Source organism: Bacillus rhizoplanae (assembly GCF_917563915.1).
GTDB classification, from domain to species: Bacteria; Bacillota; Bacilli; order Bacillales; family Bacillaceae_G; genus Bacillus_A; species Bacillus_A rhizoplanae.
Genome location: NZ_CAKJTI010000013.1, coordinates 1 through 21,029 on the forward strand (window position 1 = coordinate 1; position 21,029 = coordinate 21,029).

Below are 21,029 nucleotides of genomic sequence, written 5' to 3' on the forward strand. Positions count from 1 at the left end.
AATAACAAGATTTATAAGTAATTTTATATTGTCAAATGATTTGTTAGGTTTAGTTTTAAAAGGAATTGTTTGTCTGATAGTGCCGAATTTAATCTATGTGTGCATCTTCCGTAAAACAGATGAGTTTAAGTATTTATTCGGGATTTTTAAAAATATTGTGGGCAAGTTATTGAAACGGTCTAAACTCGGTAAAGGAATCTCATATTAACTTAAGCTAAGTGATTTTTAATTATAATATTATGTATTTTTGGTAAATTTTCTCTTCGTAATAAATTTACCAAAAGGGGAAAAAGAAGAGTCTATTCATAGAATGAACTTTTCTTTTTTTATCCTAACTCATACACCCAATCTATTTAATATATAGGAGCATAATATATAGGAAAAAAGGAGAAAGGTGTAAATGTATGACGATCTATTTAAATGCTAATCTTGGAGATATTAGTGATGTAGATTTAACAACTATGTCTCCTGCCGATGGTGATGTGTTAACTTATGATAACACTAAATCAAAATGGATTCCCAAAAAGCCTTCAATCTCAAGTGCAGGAAACGTTTCGAATTTATATGTATTAGAACTAACTAGATGGAATATTAAAAATGACGGGACGAATTCTGCTGCCACTACAACAGGAATAAATGAAGCATTAGTTTGGGCTAAATCTCAAGGGTATAATCATGTTATATTGCCAAGTGGCACATATAAGTTAAAGATTGATAGTACATCATTTTCATGTATTGTCATGCAAAGCGGCATGCATTTTGAAATGGCAGATGGATGCTTATTACAGCTAGAAGCTAATTCATCACCCTGGTATCGGATATTTGACGTGAAAGGGATTAAGAACGCTAGAATTTCCGGTGGGAAAATAGTCGGAGACAAAAAGACGCATATATATGAAATAGGTGTGAAGTTTGTTAGGGGAGGGGTAAATTCCGATGGTTCATTAAATAATAATCCTAATTTTATCCGTAGTGAGATAGTGGACAGATATGAAAATCCTGGACTCCTGAAATCATTTAGATTATGGTCTATTCCTGGAGTAACTACTACGGGATATAGTTTTTATCAATATAAAGGCGTCGTTTCTCCTAGTACGTTAGTCGGATTCAGAACAAACGGACAATTCGCTCCAGCATCTCCAACAGGAAGAGGATGGTTTGCTCCAATAGAAGATGTCAATAAGATGATTTTTGTTATTGATATTACATCATCGCCTTTAAGTGATACCCAAATTGCGCAAATTAATGCAAAAGTCGACAGTCAGAACTATACACATGAATGGGGACAAGGTATAGAAATAAAGGGTTCAAACTATGTTGAAATAGATCATGTAGAAATAAGTAATTGTACTGGCGATGCTGTTTCCACGGGCTGGTTAGAATATAAACTTAATCCAGCTGACTATACGCAAGAACAGATGGGGTCGCATATTTACATTCATAACTGCGATATCCACAACTGCAGAAGGCAGGGTATTACTCTTGGTGGTTCAAATGATACCTACATCTTTGAAAATAAAATCTATTTTATCGGCAAAGCTGAGGATGGTATTACAACAGATGGAATTGCTCCAATGTTTGGGGTAGATATTGAGTCTATGTGGTCTGAAAGCAATATACCGACATGGCGGCCTGAACTAAATAAATCGGGATTTGAATTAAATACTAGAATCTATATTTACAATAACTACATTTACAATAATGCACGCGGGCACTTTGTAAATGCTGATGGTATTCATGTAGTTTTGGAAAATAATATATTTGAAGGCTCTAATGTTGGAGGCGTTAGTTCTTATCAGGATAACTGGTATATCAAATATCTTAACAACACTTTCATCGGATGCGAACTCGTTGTTAAAGGAGATAATTTTGTCAATGGAGCGGTATGTAATAACGGAAATATAAAGTTACAGGATATTAAAGGAGCAGTCGTTAGAAATTGTAAAATAAAGGACGGTTCATTTTTCGCTTCTAGCATCTATGGGTATTTTGGAACTCCTACCGTAAATGTCACTACCGGGACATTTACTTATAGTTCTCCGCACGGAATGGGAAATGGTGCAAAGATATGTTTTGAACAATGGGTTGGTAAAGTTCCTGCTGGAATCAGTGTGGATAAGCTGTATTATACCGTAAACATAACATCAACAAGTTTTCAAGTATCTGAAACATTAAATGGATCACCAGTAGGGATAACAGACGTAGGAAAAGCAGGATTCAATATAAGCAGATATGATTATGGTAGATGCTATATCTCAGATATTACAGTTGAAAGGGATTGGAGAAATGATAATACTGTAGCACAAAATTTTTCAGTGCTTTTGACAGGTGGGGTTCTTAAGAATATTACAGTTAAGAACTATGACATCAGCATCAAGCCACCTGCCAATTACGCTGGACGGCCTATCACAGTAGAAGGATTGACTTTGATAGAAGGCGCAGCAGATTTGGAATGTTGTAATATAAGCAACGGCAAGTTCTTAAGAGCAAAAACTAGCCGAATCGGTGGAGATATATCATTAGGCTCCAACAATGCCCAATATATGAGAAAAATAAATGCGGACAATTGTTTATTTCAAAATGTGGGCATAAATTTTGAAGGGAACGTTGTAAATAATCGTAGTACATTTTTGAACTCTATTATTAGGAAAACAGATAGTTCTGTAGTTTCCATCATTACACATGGTTATTTAGAAGACACTTTAGTTAGCTTACGATGGTTAACGAAAGAAAAAGCGATGACAATAGCACGGTGTGTATTTAATAATGTGTCTACTGATATAAACACAAGTACTAGGTTGATAGACAACACTGTCATCAATTAAGTGGGGATTCATATAGAAAAAGGAGAGCCGCTATGTTTTTATAAACATATTGGCTTTATTATTATATTTAGACTTCTGAGTTCTTAGAGTCAGCCGTTGTTTTAGATAATTTCCTCAATCGGAAAGGCGTGAAGAAACTAAAAAGCATCTCAATTCGTTATTTTATAATAACGAACCGGGATGCTTTTTTATGTCTAATGTAAAAGTTGGTCGTGCTTCAATAAAAAATGTATGAAAAGGATACATGATAACGAGGAGGAAGAATATATGAAAATCCTAGTCACAGGTGGAGCAGGCTATATCGGAACTCATACGTGCGTAGAGTTGTTGAATGCTGGATATGAGATAATCGTAGTCGACAATTTTTCAAACAGCAAGCCAGAAGCTTTAAATCGTGTTCGTGAAATTACAGGAAAAGATGTTATATTTTATCAGGCAGATTTATTAGATAAGGCTGCATTAGATTCCATTTTTTCTGAAAATCAGATTGATGCTGTAATCCATTTTGCAGGATTAAAGGCAGTTGGTGAGTCAGTCTCCTTGCCACTTTGGTATTATGAAAATAATATTACAGGCACTCTTAGACTATGCGAAGTCATGAAAAAGTACAATGTAAAAAAAATAGTCTTTAGTTCTTCGGCTACTGTATACGGAATGTCGGAATCTGTACCTATATCTGAAGAATGTTCACTTGGAGCAACGAACCCTTATGGGCGCACGAAACAGATGATCGAAGAAATGTTACGTGATCTGTATGTGTCTGACCATGATTGGAGCGTTGCTATTTTACGTTATTTCAATCCGATTGGAGCGCATAAAAGCGGACGAATCGGAGAAGATCCAAGTGGTATTCCAAATAATCTTATTCCATACATTACGCAAGTAGCTGTTGGAAAGCTAAATGAGCTAAGCGTTTTTGGTAATGACTATTCAACGCAGGATGGTACAGGTGTGAGAGATTATATACATGTTGTAGATCTTGCAATTGGACATTTGAGAGCTCTTGAAAAGGTATTGGGTTCTAATGGGGTAGAAGCGTATAATTTGGGAACTGGTCATGGTTATAGTGTATTAGAAATGGTTACTGCCTTTGAAAAAGCATCAGGTAAGGGAATTCCATATAGAATTGTAGATCGTCGCCCGGGTGATATAGCTATTTGTTATGCAGATGCAACAAAGGCCAAACTAGAGCTGGGATGGGTTGCTGAAAAAGGAATCGAAGAGATGTGTGAAGATTCATGGAGATGGCAGTCAAATAATCCAAGTGGTTATAAGGAAGAAGTTGATACACTAACGGTAAATGGTGTTAGAGAATAAAAATAATTATTGGTGATGTTTACTTTGTTTAACATTTAATAGTAGAAAGTAAATGTCAACTTAATTGGAAGCAGCCGAACTTTCTATATTCAATTATATTTTGTGAAAGCGGGGTTAAACATGAACATTTCTGAAAAATTAACTCAACAACAATTTGAAGAGATACTCATGTATATATACAAAAGAGGTCAAGAATCAAAAAATGTAGAAGCAAAATATTTAATAGAAGAAATTAAGCAACAACTCATTTCGATTACACATACATCGAAAGAATCTATAAATTTTAAAAAGTAAGAGGCGATTAAAAAATTTGTTTCTAAAATTTATTGTGAAATGATATTAAATGCATAACAAAAGCCTTTCATACTAGTTATCTGTGAAAAGGCATTAATAAGAATCTGGGTTAGGAGTATGATCACTAATGAAGCGGCTTTTTGATTTGGTTATTTCTTTGTCGTTATTATTGTTTTTTTCTTTCGTTATTCTTGTAGTGGCAATCCTTGTTAGATTGAAAATAGGATCTCCTATACTATTTAAACAACAACGCCCTGGGCTATATGGAAAACCATTCTATCTTTACAAATTTCGTACAATGACCGATGCAAGAGATAATAATGGTGAGTTCTTACCTGATCAAGTTAGGTTAACCACATTTGGGAAACTTCTCAGAAAATATAGTTTAGATGAATTGCCGCAGCTTATAAATGTTGTAAAAGGTAATCTAAGTTTAGTAGGACCGCGGCCATTATTAATGGAATACTTACCTTTATATTCTAATGAACAGGCTAAAAGACATCATGTAAAACCGGGAATTACTGGGTGGGCCCAAGTGAATGGGAGAAATGCGATTACTTGGGAAGAGAAATTTGAATTAGATGTATGGTATGTAAATCATCAATCCTTTTTATTCGATATGAAAATATTATTTCTTACAGTAATAAAAGTGTTTAAATCAGATGGAATAAACCAAGTTGGTCACGTAACAATGGAACGTTTTACGGGTACAAAATCAGCTGTAAGAGAGGGGAGCGAATGAAAATTGTAATGATTGGACAAGGTGGTCATAGCAAGGTCGTACGGGATATTATTTTATCAAACAATGAATATGAAATCGTTGGATATTTAGATGATCGATATGAAGATATAGCTATTGTAGATAATATTTATTTTGGGCCGATTTCAACTGCACACGAAATGATTAATTATTTTAATCAAATAAAATTTGTTATCGCGATAGGGGATAATAAAGTTAGAAAGTTAATTGTCGAAAAATTGTGTTTATCAGAAAATTATTACGCCACGTTAATACATAAAACAGCCGTTGTCAGTCCTAGTGCTAAGATAGGAAACGGTACAGTTGTAATGCCCAATGTAGTGATAAATGCCGATACTCAAATTGGCAATCATGTCATTATAAATACAGGTTCTGTCGTTGAACACGACAATATAGTAGGTGATTTTGTGCATATTTCTCCTCACGTTACACTTACAGGTTCTGTCATCATAGAAGAAGGGGCACATATAGGGGCAGCGGCTACTATGATTCCAAGTGCCAAAGTCAGAGAATGGTCTATTATTGGAGCAGGATCTGTTGTAATAAATGATATTCCACCTAATTGTACTGCTGTTGGTATTCCAGCCAAAATTATCAATGAAGTAAGTTACTAGGGGTGATAAAAATGGTAATGACACAACAAAAAAAACGAATCTATCTCTCTTCTCCGCATATGAGCGGTAATGAACAAAAATATATTCAAGATGCATTTGATACAAACTGGATTGCTCCTCTTGGTCCAAATGTAGATGCTTTTGAAAAGGAACTTGCATCTTTTGTTGGAGCTAAGGATGCTGCAGCGGTTAGTTCAGGCACTGCTGCTATTCATTTGGCACTGCGGCTATTAGATGTTCAAAAAGGGGATAAAGTGTTTTGCTCAAGTCTTACTTTTGTAGCAAGTGCAAATCCAATTGTTTATTTAGGAGCTGAACCTATATTTATTGATTCAGAGCCGGAAACCTGGAACATGTCGCCTCAAGCATTGGAATGTGCGTTAAGTGATGCTCATAAAGAAGGGGAATTGCCAAAGGCCGTTATCGTTGTTAACTTATATGGACAGAGTGCGAAAATGGATGAAATTCTTTCATTATGCAATGAATATGATGTTCCTGTAATTGAGGATGCAGCAGAATCCCTTGGTTCTACATATAAAGGAAAACCAAGTGGAAAATTCGGAAAATTCGGTATTTATTCATTTAACGGCAACAAGATTATTACAACTTCTGGTGGGGGAATGCTTGTTTCTGATGATGTTGAGGCATTACAGAAAGCTCGGTTTTTAGCAACTCAAGCAAGAGATTTAGCACCGCACTATGAACATAGCGAGATAGGTTATAATTATCGAATGAGTAATATATTGGCGGGTGTTGGAAGGGCTCAATTAGAGGTGTTAGATGAGAGAGTTAAGGTTAGAAGATTTATATTTGAGCGGTATTACCGAGAATTATCCAATATACCTGGGTTTCACTTTATGCCCGAACTAGAAAATACTTACTCAAATCGTTGGCTTACAACTTTAACGATTGATGAAAAAGAAGCAGGTATATCTATAGAATCACTATTGGGATTCTTGGCCGAAGAAAACATTGAAGCTCGTCCTGTTTGGAAACCGCTTCATATGCAGCCGCTTTTTGAAGGAATGAAATATTATAGTCATAGTGAGAATGAGCATGTGTCTGAACAGCTATTTAAAATGGGGATTTGTCTGCCTTCTAGTTCCAACATGACGGATGAGGATCAACTAAGAGTCATTCAATGTATCAAAAACGTCTTATAAAATAAAGGACCTTTTGAATGGTATGTGGACATTCAAAAGATCCTTTTATAGGTTCATCTTTTTCTCATGATGTTGTCTTCTTTTATAGAACTTTTCCTTTAATTGAATATCAAGGCAATCTTTATAAAGAATGTGATTATAAGTATACATAATCTTATGGTAATTGCGCTTTGCCTTTTTATATGAAAGTGTTAACAGTGAAAACATAGTGCTGAACCTCCTTGGTAAACTTTATGAGCGCAAAGAAGTATGTATTCAATGATGTGTAACACATTAGCTGTTTTACGTTGCTATTTTTTAATAATTTTATTTATGATAATTGTACATTTCTATTTTTAGAATTAAGTTTCTTGTTACAAAAATACTTTATGAACATCAACCTTTTATATCTTAACAGTTTTTAGAAGAAGGGTAAATCTTAGTTTCCCTTATATAGAATTGTATGATATGAAAAAATGGGGCTAAGGAGGAGTATAAACGAATGATTGGAAAAAATATTTATCGATTTCGAAAAAATAGGGGACTTACTTTATCTGAACTAGCAGAAAGGGCTGGAATTTCCAAATCTTATTTAAGCAATATTGAAAGAAATATAAATCAAAACCCGTCTATCCAAGTGATGGAAAAGATAGCATTGGTATTGGAGGCAGATCTCAATACATTACTCGAAACAAAAATAAATGTGGAAAAGAAACAGCAGATTGAAAGAGAGTGGATTGATTTTGTTTATGAATTAAAAAAAGCAGGGGTTGATAAAGAGGAGCTTCGGGAATATAAAATTTTAATAGATTTCATTAAATGGCAGAATTCAGGAGTAAACAAGTAAGGGAAGTTTTCGTTATTATTACGGATTTTATGTTATGTAGTGTGCTGCAAAACTTATCTCCATATAGAAATTGCAGGCTTCCCCTTATGACAACCCGAATTTCTTATCCGCCTAAACGTGTCTTACTAAAGTTGTTTCATTATGTTGACAGTAGCACTCTGCCTGTTTTTTTACTTCTATCTTTTTAGATTGAATATGGTGAATTTTACTTCATGTAAAATTGTAAGCGTTTTTTTATTGTTAACCTTACCAGTAATACCCCACCTCAGAATTCGGAAGAAAGTAAAGAAGTTAGGTGGGGAATAAACTGCTGGCATGTACCTGATTGGGCTGATTTTAATTCCTAAAGGATGAACCTCCGCTGATGAAAGTTTTATTTTTATAAAATAGAGTTTTTATTACTTTTCGCTTTTCTGGCGACGTAATATTGTGTGTAAAAAGTTATCTCCCCTCTTTTTATATAACCTTACATATTCAAAGAAAAGGTGCCTCTCCGTACTATTTGATTCCAATTCGAAAGAGAGTTCTATTTTAGAAGGCAGTATCCAGCTGTATATGGCTATCAGACAATGTTCGATTGTATCAAAATCTAAAAAGTTGAAGTAAGCAAAATTGATGTATTGTTTAAATGATTTAAAATCCCTGTCTCTGATTGCTTTGTATTCCCACCACAAGTTGTCTCTTCTTTTGGAAGGGAGCTGTTTTACATTTTCTAATTGTGGAAACAAATTATAGACAATCGCTAAAGTTCTAATAATTCTCTTTAAAGTTTTGTGAGAAGCTGCTTCTTTAAATAAAACAGCATAATCTAGTTTGTCATGTAACACGTATATCATTTGAATCATATCTATAAAATACTTCAAAGAATTCAAATTGTGCTTCCAGCCATGGAGGCAAATCATATAAAAGGTATGGTAATCAGATAGTTCTTTTATATGATTATACGGTTTTAAAGATTTTGCTTGGTTCCAAAATTCTTCTATTTGAAGATTAGATGTGTTTTCTTTTAATAGATCCCAATGTATTTCAACAGTTAGCGGAATTGTTGAGCCAGGCAATACCTTACTAAGGCTACAATGGAAATGAGAAGGGATATATTCTTCTTCAACTGTAAACCCTAGTGATTTTATGCAATCAATCGCTTTATTTAGATTGTGTGCCTTGATTAACAAATCAATATCTGATGTAGATCTAGCGCCTATGTGACCAAAATATTTTTCAGCAAATACCACACCTTTAAGTGGAATAACATCAACTCCAATATCCTCAAATTTGTTTAGGATTTGTTCTGTTTGATTTTTAATGAATAAATTTAGGTATAATGATTCGTTGTATTTTTGAGTTAACTGTTCTTGGAAAAAGAGAGGTGTTTGATGAAATATCTCCTGTTGTTTTAATAAATAATAAATTTGGGAGTGAATTTCAAAAAACTCAATATCCCCCATGGCTTGTTTATAAAATTCTTCGTCAGTTGGTACAGGAATTTGTGGATTATATAATGCTTGTATTAAATGAACAATCAAGGGTTTCAGCACCTTTCTACATTAGGTCAATGTCAATTTAAGCATTTAAAGTTATAGCATTGTTTTCTTTTGATTGTTGAGAAACTTGCATATGATATAAGTTACGATACAATCCGTCTTTTACTACGAGTTCCTCATGGCATCCTGTTTGCACAATTTTTCCCTCATCCATTACAATAATGAAATCTGCATTCTGAATCGTTGATAATCGGTGTGCGATGACAAGTGTCGTTCGATTCATCATTAATCGATCTAAAGCTGTTTGTACTTGCTGTTCAGTTTTGCTGTCTAGTGCAGATGTCGCCTCATCTAACAAGAGAATAGGTGCATTTTTTAATATGGCTCTTGCTATGGCAATTCGCTGTTTTTGTCCCCCGGACAGTTTTATACCTCTTTCGCCAATTTCTGTGTCATATCCATTCGGCAGAGATAGAATAAACTCATTGATATTAGCGGCCTTTGCAGAATCGATCATTTCCTCCTCTGTAATAGTAGTACCTGGACGTGCTAATAGAAGGTTTTCCCTTATTGTTCCTCCGAAAAGGAAGGTTTCCTGAGGAACATGGGCAATTGAACTTCTTAGTTCAGAAGGAGAGAGGTTTTCAATTGCTATATCATCAATCAAAATGCAGCCAGATTGCGGTTTATAAAAACCTTGCAGTAAATTAAATAGAGTTGTTTTCCCTGCACCGCTTAAACCAACAATTGCAGTTACTTTCCCTGCGTGAATCTGTAAATTAAAATGATTCAATATTTTTTGTTGTTCATCGTAGCTAAACGTGATGTTTTGGAACTGGATTGACTTTACCACTGGTTTAGCTGGGGAATAGGTTGCTACATCCGTAGATTCAGTTGGTAATTCCAAAATCTTTAGGAGCCTTTCTACTGCTGTAATTGATCTTTGAAAGCCTGCCCATTGACCTGCTAGTCCTGTTAACGGATATACTAAATGATTAACTAGATTGATAAAGGTTAATAACGAGCCTACTGACATGACTCCATCTGAAACAAAATATGCGCCTAAACAGAGACTGATAAGAAATGTGAAGGAGCTTACAGCTTGTCCGCCTGCATAAAACCATCCACCTAGTTTTGTGTTATCTAATTCTAGAGAATATAGCTGTTGATTTTGCTTGGTGAATTTTTCATATAGCAATTTTTCCATTGTAAACGAACGAATCACAGAGAAGCCAAGAAAAGTTTCGTTAAGCAGGTTATTCATAGTACCTAGTAGGCTATGTATGAGTCGACTATTTCGCCGAAGTAGTAGGCCGAAAACGACACCTGATAGTGCTGCGAGAGGCGCAACTAATATACTTAATAAAGCTAATTTCCAATTGATATAAACTAAATAAATAAAAACAGTAATATAAATAAGAGGAAGTCTAATTAAGTTAATAAGACTCCTTCCTATAACGCCATTAATATTATGAATATCATTAGTAAAGTGAGATAATAATTCTCCTGAACGGAGGTTAGAAACATCTTTGGCAGGGAGCAGTAATATATGTTTAAATAACTGTTTTTTTAAATCTCTTTTCACACCGTTTGTTGCAACAGATTCGAAGTAAGTATCAAAAAAACTTGATGTAATACTCATGAATGTTAGGATACATGCTAGCGGAACTAGCCATTTTATACGCTGAAAGTCGCTTCTTACAGCTGCGTCCAAAATATTTCCAAAGAGCCAAGCGAACGTTAAAGTAAGGAAGATATCAATAAATAGCAAGAAAAGGAGAACCATATACGCTATGCGATGTCTCATAATATAAGGCCTTAATAAGGAAAAGGTTTTTTGTATGTCTTCCATTGTAAAGTATTGTTTCATTGTATTTAGTATCGCCTGTTTTTTTCGTCCGATCATATGAACCCCTAATTTTATATTTTTTCTTTTTTATATATTCTCTGTCATAGATATGAAAGCTGATAGTGTTTGTGCCAGAGAATTCAATTGTAAAGGTAACAACGAACACTCTGGCAGACATGTATTTATCCCGCATTAACGGGCAGTAAGCCCCCCACCTCAAGATTCAGAGAGAAGCAAAGAAGATAGGTGGGGGATAACTGCCTGTAAAAACTCGATTGGTTCAACTAGCCGTCAGTGGGGGATGAAAAAAACTCCCCACTGACGGAAGTTTCACTTTATTATTTAATTGCCTTTTCCACCGCCATGGCCACCGCCGTTCCCAGGACGCGGACCTGTGTATGGAGGGTTTGGATAGTGTATTCCTCCATTTCCGTGTCCTGGGTGATCTACATTACCATGCCCTTTGTTCCAGCTTTGGGCGGTTTCAAAGCGAATAGGTTGAGTGCTTAATACCATAGGACGAGTATAGGATTTTTTTCTATTTTGATTCTCTGTCTTCATCGTTTTACCCCCTAAAATAAAATGTAGCGCTTGTTGTTCATTATAAAGAACGCGCGATGCGAAGTAAAGATACATAAAATGATATTTTCTGAATTTTTTATTATATTGATAAGTAATTATTTCCCATATCAAGGTTGTCAGGAATCAAAGGAAATATATGTGGAATAGATACTACTGGAATGTACTGCTTTGTCATACTTTCCATCAATGAGGATGAAAAACCACCCACTGATGGAAATTTCATTTTATACTTGTATTTCATTACTGCAAAATAGAGAATTTATTCGTGGTGCTAGATTAAAAAAAGAAATGAAGGGACTAAAGAAAGGGTACAGACCATATGGGAATTTTGTAAGTTTCTAAGTTGAAAAGAGTAAGGGATAGCAAAGAATGTTTCAGTAGCTATATCTATTTTGAATCATATAAAAATATATTTACAAACAGAATATCAGTGTTTAAAATGAAAATAAATTCATTATATAGAACAAATTAGGGTTAAATAGTTCATTTTAAAGAATTTTATGTAAGGTTTTATTAAAGGAATTTAAATTTTGTTACACACAGAAACCAATATGAAATATAGGAGTTCATGCTATGGAAAATATATTAGTTCAAATAGGAGAACATATAGTTTCAATCTATTCTACATCTGAAAAGTTAATGGATTGGATAAAAACACATTTTCAAATTGCTGAAGGAAATCATGTTGCAAAAATTAACTCACCAAATTTATCTATTCGTATTGAAGACAATTATGGAGTTTCTTTTGTGGATTATAATGTAGAAATCTGTTCCGATTCAGACAAGATTACGTACCAACGTGCTGATTATCTCATAGATGTTAACAGTACATATAATGAAGCAACGATTTTGGTTTATGATGAACTAGCTTTAAAACACGCTTTACATAATCTATATAGCGCTTTTATCGTCCATAATCGTTGGGGACTGTTAATTCATTCATCTTGTGTGGATCATCAAGGAAAAGCTTATTTATTTAGTGGTCAATCGGGAGCAGGTAAATCGACAGTTGCTAAGTTATCAGCCCCTAGACCGCTTTTATCTGATGAAGCCACTATTGTGAAAATAGATGAGAATGAAATTAAAGTGTTTGATTCTCCATTTCGAAGTGAATTAACGACATCTTATGTTCATCAATCTTGTCATCTTTCGTCAATTTATCTTCTAATTCAATCGTTGGATGTGAAAGCTTTACCAGTGAAAAAGTCAGACGCTATGTTAGGAATAATGGATAAAATTTTTTATTGGCACCATGACTCTTTAGAAACAGCAAAACTATTGGATATGTGTAAACAATTAATAGAAAAAATTCCAGTTTACAATATGTATTTTCAAAAAAATGATAGCTTTTGGGAGATGATATCATGAATCTAAAATACGAATGTACAAAAAACATAAATATTGTAGAAATTGATAATGAGTGGATTGTCATGGATACAGAAAATTTTACGGTAACAAAAGTAAATGCTATCGGTGCTTATATTCTAGAGGAAGTAAGAGGACAAAGAGAGCTTGAAGACATCATTTGTAATATTGCAGATAACTACGATGTTGATTTAAATACAGCAAGATCAGATGCATTGGTTTTTCTAGAAGAATTAAAAGGGATAGGTTTAATCCAGGATGAAAGAGCATAGCCTTCCAGTTTCAGGTATAAAATATTTGCTTCAAAAGCAAGGATGGGTTGATATTCCTTCCTCTGGAGTCAGCATGTATCCTCTGATTAAAGAGGGGGATATTTGTAGGTTTATCCCCTTAGGTAGTAATGAAACATTAAAAAAAGGTGAAGTTTTATTATTCGTATCGAATCAAGGGCAGTTAATAGGACACAGATATTATTATAATTTTGTGGAAAACGGTGTGATTTATTATGTATGTAAGGGAGATACGAATGTTTCTGTTGACTCCCCTATAAAAAAATCTCAATTAATAGGGAAATTAGTTTGCATTAAAAAAAAGAAATTTCAACTGAATTCCCAAGGTTTCATAGTTCAATTATGGGGAGGTATTGTCTTAACCTTCCCTAGTTTGCCAAGGGGTTGTAAAAAATATCTTGACTTACGGACAAGATTGAGGATATGGAGCAAATATTAAGTTCACTATAATGAACTTAATATTTGAGAAAATGTTATCTGAAAATTCCGTTTACTAATTGACTTAGAAAAGGTAAAGTGATAATTTTATTTTATATAAGTTCTTTTTATAGAACGAAAAAATATCTATATAATAAAAAGTAGATAGTAATATTAATATTAATTCGTAGCATTTAATTGGTAATTTACTGAAGAAAAAACTTAAGTTCTTTAAAAAGAACAAAAACAACGTAACACAATGCAGGAATTCAACCACATATTAACGGTTATTTATCTAAATAGGCTTTTATTTACTTGTTGCATAATGGGAGGAAAAAATGAGTGCTATAACAGGGATTTTACATTTTAATGATGAGCCTATATCGATTGAGCACGGTACAAGATTAATGAAGGATTTGCAAAAATATCCTGCTGATGATGTTCAAATATGGCACAAAGATAACGTCTTCCTCGGTTGTCACGCACAATGGATTACACCAGAGTCCATTGGTGAACAAATGCCTTTTTATGATTACGAAAGACAATTAGCGATTACAGCAGATGCCATTATTGATAATCGTGATGAGTTATTTGAAAGGCTACAAGTGGAATACGCCGATAGAAAAAGGATGACAGACAGCGAATTAATCTTGCTCTCCTATCAAAAGTGGGGAGAAGAAACTCCTAAGTATTTAGTAGGCGATTTTGCTTTTATGATTTGGGATGAGAGAAACCAGAAACTGTTTGGAGCAAGGGACTTTTCTGGGAGTCGGACTCTTTATTTTTATCGTGGCCAGCAACGGTTTGCTTTTTGTACGATTATAAAGCCATTATTTACTTTACCATATATCGAGAAGGCGCTGAACGAGCAATGGCTTGCTGAATTTTTAGCTATACCAGTGAATTTCGAATCGGTAGATCCTTCTTTAACAGTTTATAAACATATAGAACAGGTACCTCCTTCGCATATTATCTCGGTGAAGGACGGCAGAGTAACACTTTTGAGATATTACACACCGATTGCTGGAGAAATGCTTCGGCTCAAGTCAAATGAAGAATATGAAGAAGCATTTCGGGAGGTATATCAAAGTGCGGTAAAGGCGCGTTTACGCACTCACCATCAAGTAGGAGCTCATTTGAGCGGAGGACTGGATTCAGGTTCTGTTGTTAGCTTTGCTTCAGGAGATTTGCGCAAGGAGAATAAGAAATTACATACGTTTAGTTATATCCCGGTAGAGGGCTTTGTAGATTGGACACATAAAGGTAGAGTAGCTGATGAAAGACCTTTTATTCAATCGACTGTACAGCATGTTGGAAATATAAAGGATCACTATTTGGATTTTGCAGGAAGAAGTCCCTTATCAGAAGTTGATGATTGGCTTGAAACATTAGAGATGCCATATAAATTTTTTGAGAATACTTTTTGGTTGAAGGGGGTTTATGAAGAAGCGCATCAGCAAGGAATAGGTGTACTTCTGAGTGGACAAAGAGGTAATTGGACAGTATCATGGGGCCCTGTTTTAGACTATCAAGCTATGCTTTTGAAAAGGCTGCGTTGGATTCGCTTTTTCCGTGAGCTGCATTTATATAGTAGAAACATAGGGGTAAAAAAATCGAGAGTCTTCGCAGTAGTAAGAAAAAAGGCATTTCCATTTTTAAATCAGGTATTTTCATCTGAAGAACAAAGCCTTTTTCCCGTAATAATCAACCCAGAATTTGCAAAAAAAATGAATGTTTTAGATAAACTCAAAGAGCATGATATCGATATCACTGGTTCCTCTATTTCAACTGCATATGATATGAAAAAGCAACAGTTTGAGCAATTGTATTATTGGAGTATAAATGGGACGTATGGAACGAAATTATCTCTACGTTACTCTTTATGGGATCGTGACCCAACGAATGATTTACGAATGATTCAATTTTGTTTATCAGTTCCGGAAGAGCAATATGTCCAAAATGGTTTAGATCGGGCGCTTATTCGAAGAGCAACAAAAAACTATCTGCCTGATAAGGTTAGGTTAAACCAACGGGTTCGAGGTGTTCAGGGGGCAGACGGAGTGTATCGTATGACTCCTGCTTGGAATAAATTTATTGAGGAACTTCAACAGCTTAGCACAGATCCTATAATCTCTGAATTTCTAAATGTAGAAGTAATTAAAGCAGCAATTTTAAAGATTCGAGAGGAACCGCGGCCAGAATATGCATTTGATTTAGATTTTAGAATTTTAATGCGTAGTCTAATCGTTCATCGGTTTATAAAAAATTTTACCTGAAAGGGGGTGATATCATGAAAAAAGAGTGGCAAAAACCAGTACTAGAAGTGCTTGATATGAACATGACCATGGCTGGACCTGGACATAAAACTCCTGACGCTGTTCAACCTGATCCGGATGATCCTGTGAAGTATAGCTAAATTATGAAAAATTTTAAAGCCCTTATATAGCTTGAAACCATATAAGGGCTTTAAAAATAATTTTGTTGAAAATGTGGAGTGAGCATGATGATAAATACCGTAAGAAATGTGGCATATAAAGCTTTCGGATTAAGAATAGTAAGCGAAATTCCTCTACCAGAATTACCTCAAATGAGTGAACAGAAGGATATGGCAGATATCACAATTGAAATTGCCGATTTATCTGGACAATGGCGTAAATATACTGCTGAGCAACAACAAAGGTTTGTTGTTGAAGAAAATGTAGTGATGTTTCGGGTCCCTCATACTGCTATATTTTCTATACAAGAAGGAAAAAAAATTATTTTTTCACCTATGCCAGGGGTGGAAGAAGATAAAATACGGCTTTATATTCTTGGAACTTGTATGGGAGCGTTATTAATACAGAGAAAAATACTCCCATTACATGGAAGTGCGATAGCCATTGATGGAAAGGCTTATGCTTTGGTAGGTGATTCAGGGGCTGGAAAATCAACGCTTGCTTCAGCATTTTTGTGTAAAGGATATCAACTTTTAAGTGATGATGTGATTGCTGTGTCTCTTTCATATGAAAATTCTCCACTTGTTATGCCATCTTATCCGCAGCAAAAGTTATGGCAGGAAAGCTTAAATGGGCTTGGAATGGAAACAACACTCTATCGCCCGTTGTTTGAAAGAGAAACGAAGTATGCTGTACCTGTATCTTCCCAATTTTTTGCTGATCCATTGCCTCTCGCAGGTGTGATTGAACTAGTTAAAACGGAGAATGAAAGCATTGAAATTCTTCGAACAGAAGGACTTGAGCGTTTGCACACCTTATTTCGGCATACATTTCGCAACTTTTTAATCCCACGTTTAGGATTGATGGAATGGCATTTTGCAAATTCTGCAAATATGGTAAATAAAATTGATATGTTCCAATTACAACGTCCGACTTCAAGATTTACAGCTCACGAACTTGTGTCTCTCATTTTAAGTTCTTTAAATAAAGGAGGAATATAGATGATTAATGCTCAAAAGATTTCCTTAGAGTGCCAGGTTGTACAAAGTAAAGGAAACATCGTAAGCGATATGGATGGAGAAAAAGTAATGTTGAATGTTCAAAAAGGAAAGTACTACAATTTGGGTGAAATGGGAGGAGAAATATGGGATCTTATTGAAGAGCCAATCACGGTTGCTCGGTTGGTTACTACGTTAATATCCAATTATAATGTAGAACGAATAGAGTGTGAAGAACAAGTTCTTTCCTTTTTAGAACTTTTATTCAAAGAGAATTTAATTCATATTGAAGATTAGTTTTATATCTTTTTACTAGATTTGTTAGGAAGGGATTCATGAACATTGTGAAAAAGTTAAGAATATTTTTATCGTTGAATACGAAAACAAAGCTTTTATTTTTAGAGGCTTTTATTTTTTTAGGATGGGCTCGTGTTCTTAAAAGTATACCATTTTCTAAAGTTGCACCTTCTTTAGGCGATCACATGAATGAAACACCTTTTACTCACATTCAGTTACACAGAGAGGTATTAAAGAATGTGTCTCATGCCATACATATTATGAGCCGTTATACGTTTTGGGAAAGCCAATGCCTTGTTAAGGCGATAGCTGGGATGAAGATGCTCGAGAAACGTCAAATTGAAAGTACTCTTTATTTAGGAACCGCTAAGGATGATAATGAAAAATTGATTGCGCATGCATGGTTACGTAGCGGTCCTTTTTATGTTACTGGATCGGAAGGAATGGAGAAATTTACTGTCGTTGGAAAATTTGCAAAGAGGATAAGCGAGGAAACTACTAAAGGAGAATACAATGAGTAATGATTTTAGTATCGATGTGGAATTTATGTCTAAGGAATTAAAATTCTTGCTTGAAGTTTTGAAATTGAAAGATGACGATGCCATGCCAGTGAACAGCAATAAATGGTTTATAGACATTGATTGGAATAAATTTCTTGAACTAGTAATGCATCATCGCGTCTATTCATTTATTTATTCAAAGGTGAAAAAGATAGATGAAAAATTGATTCCTTCACATGTTGTTCAAACTCTGTATCGATTGTTTAAAAAAAATACGTTTCAAATGCTGCATTTAAGTGCTGAAATGGAACAAGTAAGTAAACTGTTTACCGAAAATGAGATTCGTACCCTTTTTTTAAAAGGACCAGTGCTTGCTTATGATCTTTACGGAGATATCTCTTTGCGGACATCCTGTGATTTGGATATTCTGATTCCTATTCATAAGCTAGAAGAAGCGGAAAGCCTTCTTTTAGAGCAGGGCTACGTGAAAGATGATTATATTCAAACGATATTAAATGACTGGAAATGGAGACATCATCATATAACATTTTTCCATCCTCAAAAGAAAATCAAACTTGAAATTCATTGGAGGCTAAATCCTGGTCCTGGAAAGGAACCAAGTTTTGAGAAACTGTGGGAACAAAAACGAAAAAGCCCGCTTACGAGTTATCCTGTGTACTTATTAGGAAGTGAGGACTTGTTTCTATTTCTTGTTTCTCATGGAGCACGTCATGGATGGTCTAGACTGCGTTGGTTAGTAGATATAAACCAAATGGTAAAGCAAGGGCTCGATTGGAAAGAAGTTAAAAAGTTATTCGAAAAATATCAATGTGGGCATGTAGGAGGACAAGCACTAATTCTATCTGCTGAGCTTTTAAATGCAACAATCCCTGAAGAAATGAAAGTGTTGACAGAACAGAGGCGGTCCAGACAATTGGCGCAAGATGCGCTATTTTATATTAAACAAATGATAAATCTGCATACAGATCCTGTTCCAGATGAAGTAGCTGCGTATCACAGTCGACATTTATTTTCATTAATGTCAAATCGACAAAAGTTTTTATTTATTATGAGTTATCTTTATCCTTATCCCATTGACGCTAAAACGTTACCACTACCTAAACCCCTTCACTTTTTGTATTTTCCTTTACGTCCTTTTTTATGCTTCTGGAGGAAAACAAGGAAACACGCTTTAACATAAGGGGGATAAAAATGAAACATATTTTATATTTTATGAAGCAATTGCAGTCTTTTTCAGGAAGAATTCTTTATGTGAATCTTTTTGGAATGGTTTTGATTAGTTTGCTTGAAGGTATAGGGCTTCTTTTATTAATTCCTATGATAAGCATGAGTGGAATTGTCAATATGGGGGGGGAGGATTCTCCCATTTCGTTTATTTTTAAATTTTTGCAGGAAGTTCCTAAGGCAACTAGTTTATCTTTTATTCTAGGTATATACATTTTAGTAGTCGTTAGTCAAAACCTTTTACAAAGAAATTTAACCATTCGAGATGTGAAAATTCAACAAGGCTTTACTCGGCAGTTAAGATTGGACATTTATAGTGCTATTTTGCAGGTGAAGTGGAGTTTTTTTCTAGAAAAAAGGAAAACTGATCTTATAAATACATTAACTTCAGAATTAGCACGTGTTAGCTATGGGATTAATCTTGTTTTGCAGCTTTTAGCTTCTATCGTTTTTACCTTCATGCAGATTTGCATTGCTTTCTGGTTATCTATTCAAATAACTATATTTGTTTTATTTTGTGGTTTGTTCTTTTCAATCGTTTCTCGTATTTTCATTAAAAAAGCTAGAATACTAGGGAGCAAAACATCTGAGTTAGCACAAAGTTATCTTTCAGGTATAACAGACCATTTTAATGGGATTAAAGATATAAAAAGTAATACTTTAGAAGGATCACAGTTAATATGGTTGCGCTCCTTAACGAGAAAAATGACTGACGAACAAATTGAATACATGGAAATAAGGTCAGCTTCTCAGCTTTTTTATAAAATTTCATTGGCTGTTCTAATTGTAGTTTTTATTTTTTTATCTGTGACGTTGTTTCATGCCCAATCAGAGCAACTATTGTTAATAGTTCTTATTTTCTCTAGACTATGGCCGCGATTTACAAGCATTCAGTCTAACCTAGAACAACTTGCTGCAAGTATTCCCGCTTTTAAGTCTTTAATAGAATTGCAGGAGGAATGCAAGGAAGCAGCGGAATTGCAAGATATAGAACAATGCTATAAATGTGTAAAACCAATGTCTATAGAAAAAGGGATTGAATGCCGGAACGTATATTTCCGTTACAATCAAAAAGAATCCTTATATGCTCTTCAAAATGTTAACTTACAAATTCCATCTAATTGTATGACAGCTATTGTCGGACGTTCGGGTGCTGGAAAAAGTACATTGATTGATATTTTAATGGGACTCATGCAGCCGGAAAAAGGACAAGTATTAATAGATAGTACTCCTCTTACAAGTGATAATTTATTGTCATTAAGAAGGTCCATTAGCTATGTACCGCAGGATCCATTTCTATTTAATGCAAGTATAAGAGAAAATTTGCTAATGATTGAACCGGATGCAAGTGAAGAACAAATTTGGGAGGCGTTGGAGTTTTCAGCAGCAGCTGAATTTGTTAGGAGGCTTCCGCAAGGGCTTGATACACTCATTGGAGATCGTGGAGTTAGGCTTTCTGGAGGAGAACGGCAACGACTTGTGCTAGCGCGGGCTATTTTACGAAAACCTTCGATTCTCGTTTTAGATGAGGCTACTAGTGCTCTAGATACGGAAAATGAAGCGAAAATTCAAGCTGCACTAGAAAGGTTAAAGGGAACGATGACTATTATCGTTATTGCCCATCGGTTATCAACGATTCGCAATGCTGACCAGGTGATTGTATTAGACAAGGGAGAAATCGTTCAAAAAGGGGCATTTCACCAATTAGCAAAAGAAAAAAGAGGTATGTTTAGTAAACTGTTAGGAACTCAAGTAGAAGTTAGTGTCTAAA

Annotated in this window: 20 protein-coding genes; 17 read left to right on the plus strand and 3 right to left on the minus strand. The window is 34.7% G+C overall.

Annotation, left to right across the window (positions count from 1 at the left end; all coding sequences use genetic code 11):
• The first annotated feature begins 404 nt into the window (after positions 1-404).
• From LRP84_RS13230 to LRP84_RS13260, 7 genes are all read left to right on the plus strand, one after another.
• On the plus strand, positions 405-2,825 hold the full coding sequence (locus LRP84_RS13230) for a right-handed parallel beta-helix repeat-containing protein (protein WP_230575507.1): 2,421 nt from the start codon (positions 405-407) through the stop codon (positions 2,823-2,825).
• A 267-nt stretch (positions 2,826-3,092) separates the two neighbouring features.
• Positions 3,093-4,142 (plus strand): UDP-glucose 4-epimerase GalE, encoded by a 1,050-nt coding sequence (gene galE / locus LRP84_RS13235; RefSeq protein ID WP_230575508.1) that lies wholly within the window; start codon positions 3,093-3,095, stop codon positions 4,140-4,142.
• Between the two features lie 120 nt (positions 4,143-4,262).
• Positions 4,263-4,436, plus strand: a complete 174-nt coding sequence (locus tag LRP84_RS13240; RefSeq protein ID WP_230575509.1) for a YwzD family small protein — start codon at positions 4,263-4,265, stop codon at positions 4,434-4,436.
• Between the two features lie 127 nt (positions 4,437-4,563).
• The gene (locus LRP84_RS13245; RefSeq protein WP_230575510.1) at positions 4,564-5,178 is read left to right on the plus strand and encodes a sugar transferase; all 615 of its coding nucleotides are present in this window, start codon (positions 4,564-4,566) and stop codon (positions 5,176-5,178) included.
• On the plus strand, positions 5,175-5,810 hold the full coding sequence (locus tag LRP84_RS13250) for an acetyltransferase (RefSeq protein ID WP_230575511.1): 636 nt from the start codon (positions 5,175-5,177) through the stop codon (positions 5,808-5,810). The genes LRP84_RS13245 and LRP84_RS13250 overlap by 4 nt, the downstream gene beginning before the upstream one ends.
• A gap of 11 nt (positions 5,811-5,821) precedes the next feature.
• Positions 5,822-6,973, plus strand: coding sequence for a DegT/DnrJ/EryC1/StrS family aminotransferase (locus LRP84_RS13255; RefSeq protein WP_230575512.1), 1,152 nt, complete (start codon positions 5,822-5,824; stop codon positions 6,971-6,973).
• Between the two features lie 481 nt (positions 6,974-7,454).
• Positions 7,455-7,799 (plus strand): helix-turn-helix domain-containing protein, encoded by a 345-nt coding sequence (locus tag LRP84_RS13260; protein WP_230575513.1) that lies wholly within the window; start codon positions 7,455-7,457, stop codon positions 7,797-7,799.
• 398 nt (positions 7,800-8,197) lie between these two features.
• Here LRP84_RS13260 and LRP84_RS13265 read toward each other — a convergent pair whose 3' ends face one another.
• The 3 genes from LRP84_RS13265 to LRP84_RS13275 all read right to left on the minus strand — a co-directional run bounded on the left by LRP84_RS13265 (position 8,198) and on the right by LRP84_RS13275 (position 11,690).
• Entirely contained in the window at positions 8,198-9,322 is a 1,125-nt protein-coding gene (locus LRP84_RS13265; protein ID WP_230575514.1) for a nucleotidyltransferase family protein, read from the minus strand.
• 37 nt (positions 9,323-9,359) lie between these two features.
• A complete protein-coding gene (locus tag LRP84_RS13270) occupies positions 9,360-11,186 on the minus strand; it encodes an ABC transporter ATP-binding protein (protein ID WP_230575515.1) in 1,827 nt (608 codons plus the stop codon).
• A gap of 285 nt (positions 11,187-11,471) precedes the next feature.
• Positions 11,472-11,690, minus strand: coding sequence for a hypothetical protein (locus tag LRP84_RS13275; protein WP_230575516.1), 219 nt, complete (start codon positions 11,688-11,690; stop codon positions 11,472-11,474).
• 594 nt (positions 11,691-12,284) lie between these two features.
• Here LRP84_RS13275 and LRP84_RS13280 point away from each other — a divergent pair.
• The 10 genes from LRP84_RS13280 (at position 12,285) to LRP84_RS13325 (ending at position 21,028) form a co-directional block, all read left to right on the plus strand.
• Positions 12,285-13,079, plus strand: a complete 795-nt coding sequence (locus LRP84_RS13280) for a hypothetical protein (protein WP_230575517.1) — start codon at positions 12,285-12,287, stop codon at positions 13,077-13,079.
• Positions 13,076-13,348 carry a PqqD family protein gene (locus LRP84_RS13285; protein WP_230575518.1) on the plus strand — a complete coding sequence of 91 codons (273 nt, stop codon included), beginning with the start codon at positions 13,076-13,078 and terminating at the stop codon, positions 13,346-13,348. The genes LRP84_RS13280 and LRP84_RS13285 overlap by 4 nt, the downstream gene beginning before the upstream one ends.
• Entirely contained in the window at positions 13,335-13,805 is a 471-nt protein-coding gene (locus LRP84_RS13290; protein WP_230575519.1) for a S26 family signal peptidase, read from the plus strand. Before LRP84_RS13285 ends, LRP84_RS13290 begins: the two co-directional genes overlap by 14 nt.
• A gap of 316 nt (positions 13,806-14,121) precedes the next feature.
• A complete protein-coding gene (locus LRP84_RS13295; protein ID WP_230575520.1) occupies positions 14,122-16,059 on the plus strand; it encodes a lasso peptide isopeptide bond-forming cyclase in 1,938 nt (645 codons plus the stop codon).
• Between the two features lie 14 nt (positions 16,060-16,073).
• Positions 16,074-16,199, plus strand: a complete 126-nt coding sequence (locus tag LRP84_RS13300; RefSeq protein WP_230575521.1) for a paeninodin family lasso peptide — start codon at positions 16,074-16,076, stop codon at positions 16,197-16,199.
• 87 nt (positions 16,200-16,286) lie between these two features.
• Complete coding sequence (locus tag LRP84_RS13305; protein ID WP_230575522.1) at positions 16,287-17,219, plus strand: aldolase; 933 nt, start codon at positions 16,287-16,289, stop codon at positions 17,217-17,219.
• The gene (locus tag LRP84_RS13310) at positions 17,220-17,513 is read left to right on the plus strand and encodes a lasso peptide biosynthesis PqqD family chaperone (protein WP_230575523.1); all 294 of its coding nucleotides are present in this window, start codon (positions 17,220-17,222) and stop codon (positions 17,511-17,513) included.
• Positions 17,514-17,551: 38 nt separating this feature from the next.
• Positions 17,552-18,034, plus strand: a complete 483-nt coding sequence (locus LRP84_RS13315; protein ID WP_230575524.1) for a lasso peptide biosynthesis B2 protein — start codon at positions 17,552-17,554, stop codon at positions 18,032-18,034.
• Positions 18,027-19,214, plus strand: coding sequence for a nucleotidyltransferase domain-containing protein (locus tag LRP84_RS13320; protein WP_230575525.1), 1,188 nt, complete (start codon positions 18,027-18,029; stop codon positions 19,212-19,214). Before LRP84_RS13315 ends, LRP84_RS13320 begins: the two co-directional genes overlap by 8 nt.
• 11 nt (positions 19,215-19,225) lie before the next feature.
• Entirely contained in the window at positions 19,226-21,028 is a 1,803-nt protein-coding gene (locus tag LRP84_RS13325; protein ID WP_230575526.1) for an ABC transporter ATP-binding protein, read from the plus strand.
• Position 21,029: the final 1 nt, after the last annotated feature.

What these genes read in the sequence shown, in the direction of transcription:
- LRP84_RS13255 (WP_230575512.1), top strand. Translation starts at nt 5,822, where the DNA reads ATGGTAATGACACAACAAAAAAAACGAATCTATCTCTCTTCTCCGCAT.
- LRP84_RS13250 (WP_230575511.1), top strand. Translation starts at nt 5,175, where the DNA reads ATGAAAATTGTAATGATTGGACAAGGTGGTCATAGCAAGGTCGTACGG.
- galE (WP_230575508.1), top strand. Translation starts at nt 3,093, where the DNA reads ATGAAAATCCTAGTCACAGGTGGAGCAGGCTATATCGGAACTCATACG.
- LRP84_RS13240 (WP_230575509.1), top strand. Translation starts at nt 4,263, where the DNA reads ATGAACATTTCTGAAAAATTAACTCAACAACAATTTGAAGAGATACTC.
- LRP84_RS13320 (WP_230575525.1), top strand. Translation starts at nt 18,027, where the DNA reads ATGAGTAATGATTTTAGTATCGATGTGGAATTTATGTCTAAGGAATTA.
- LRP84_RS13245 (WP_230575510.1), top strand. Translation starts at nt 4,564, where the DNA reads ATGAAGCGGCTTTTTGATTTGGTTATTTCTTTGTCGTTATTATTGTTT.
- LRP84_RS13260 (WP_230575513.1), top strand. Translation starts at nt 7,455, where the DNA reads ATGATTGGAAAAAATATTTATCGATTTCGAAAAAATAGGGGACTTACT.
- LRP84_RS13295 (WP_230575520.1), top strand. Translation starts at nt 14,122, where the DNA reads ATGAGTGCTATAACAGGGATTTTACATTTTAATGATGAGCCTATATCG.
- LRP84_RS13315 (WP_230575524.1), top strand. Translation starts at nt 17,552, where the DNA reads ATGAACATTGTGAAAAAGTTAAGAATATTTTTATCGTTGAATACGAAA.
- LRP84_RS13305 (WP_230575522.1), top strand. Translation starts at nt 16,287, where the DNA reads ATGATAAATACCGTAAGAAATGTGGCATATAAAGCTTTCGGATTAAGA.
- LRP84_RS13230 (WP_230575507.1), top strand. Translation starts at nt 405, where the DNA reads ATGACGATCTATTTAAATGCTAATCTTGGAGATATTAGTGATGTAGAT.
- LRP84_RS13270 (WP_230575515.1), bottom strand. Translation starts at nt 11,186, where the DNA reads ATGATCGGACGAAAAAAACAGGCGATACTAAATACAATGAAACAATAC.
- LRP84_RS13300 (WP_230575521.1), top strand. Translation starts at nt 16,074, where the DNA reads ATGAAAAAAGAGTGGCAAAAACCAGTACTAGAAGTGCTTGATATGAAC.
- LRP84_RS13290 (WP_230575519.1), top strand. Translation starts at nt 13,335, where the DNA reads ATGAAAGAGCATAGCCTTCCAGTTTCAGGTATAAAATATTTGCTTCAA.
- LRP84_RS13285 (WP_230575518.1), top strand. Translation starts at nt 13,076, where the DNA reads ATGAATCTAAAATACGAATGTACAAAAAACATAAATATTGTAGAAATT.
- LRP84_RS13310 (WP_230575523.1), top strand. Translation starts at nt 17,220, where the DNA reads ATGATTAATGCTCAAAAGATTTCCTTAGAGTGCCAGGTTGTACAAAGT.
- LRP84_RS13280 (WP_230575517.1), top strand. Translation starts at nt 12,285, where the DNA reads ATGGAAAATATATTAGTTCAAATAGGAGAACATATAGTTTCAATCTAT.
- LRP84_RS13325 (WP_230575526.1), top strand. Translation starts at nt 19,226, where the DNA reads ATGAAACATATTTTATATTTTATGAAGCAATTGCAGTCTTTTTCAGGA.
- LRP84_RS13275 (WP_230575516.1), bottom strand. Translation starts at nt 11,690, where the DNA reads ATGAAGACAGAGAATCAAAATAGAAAAAAATCCTATACTCGTCCTATG.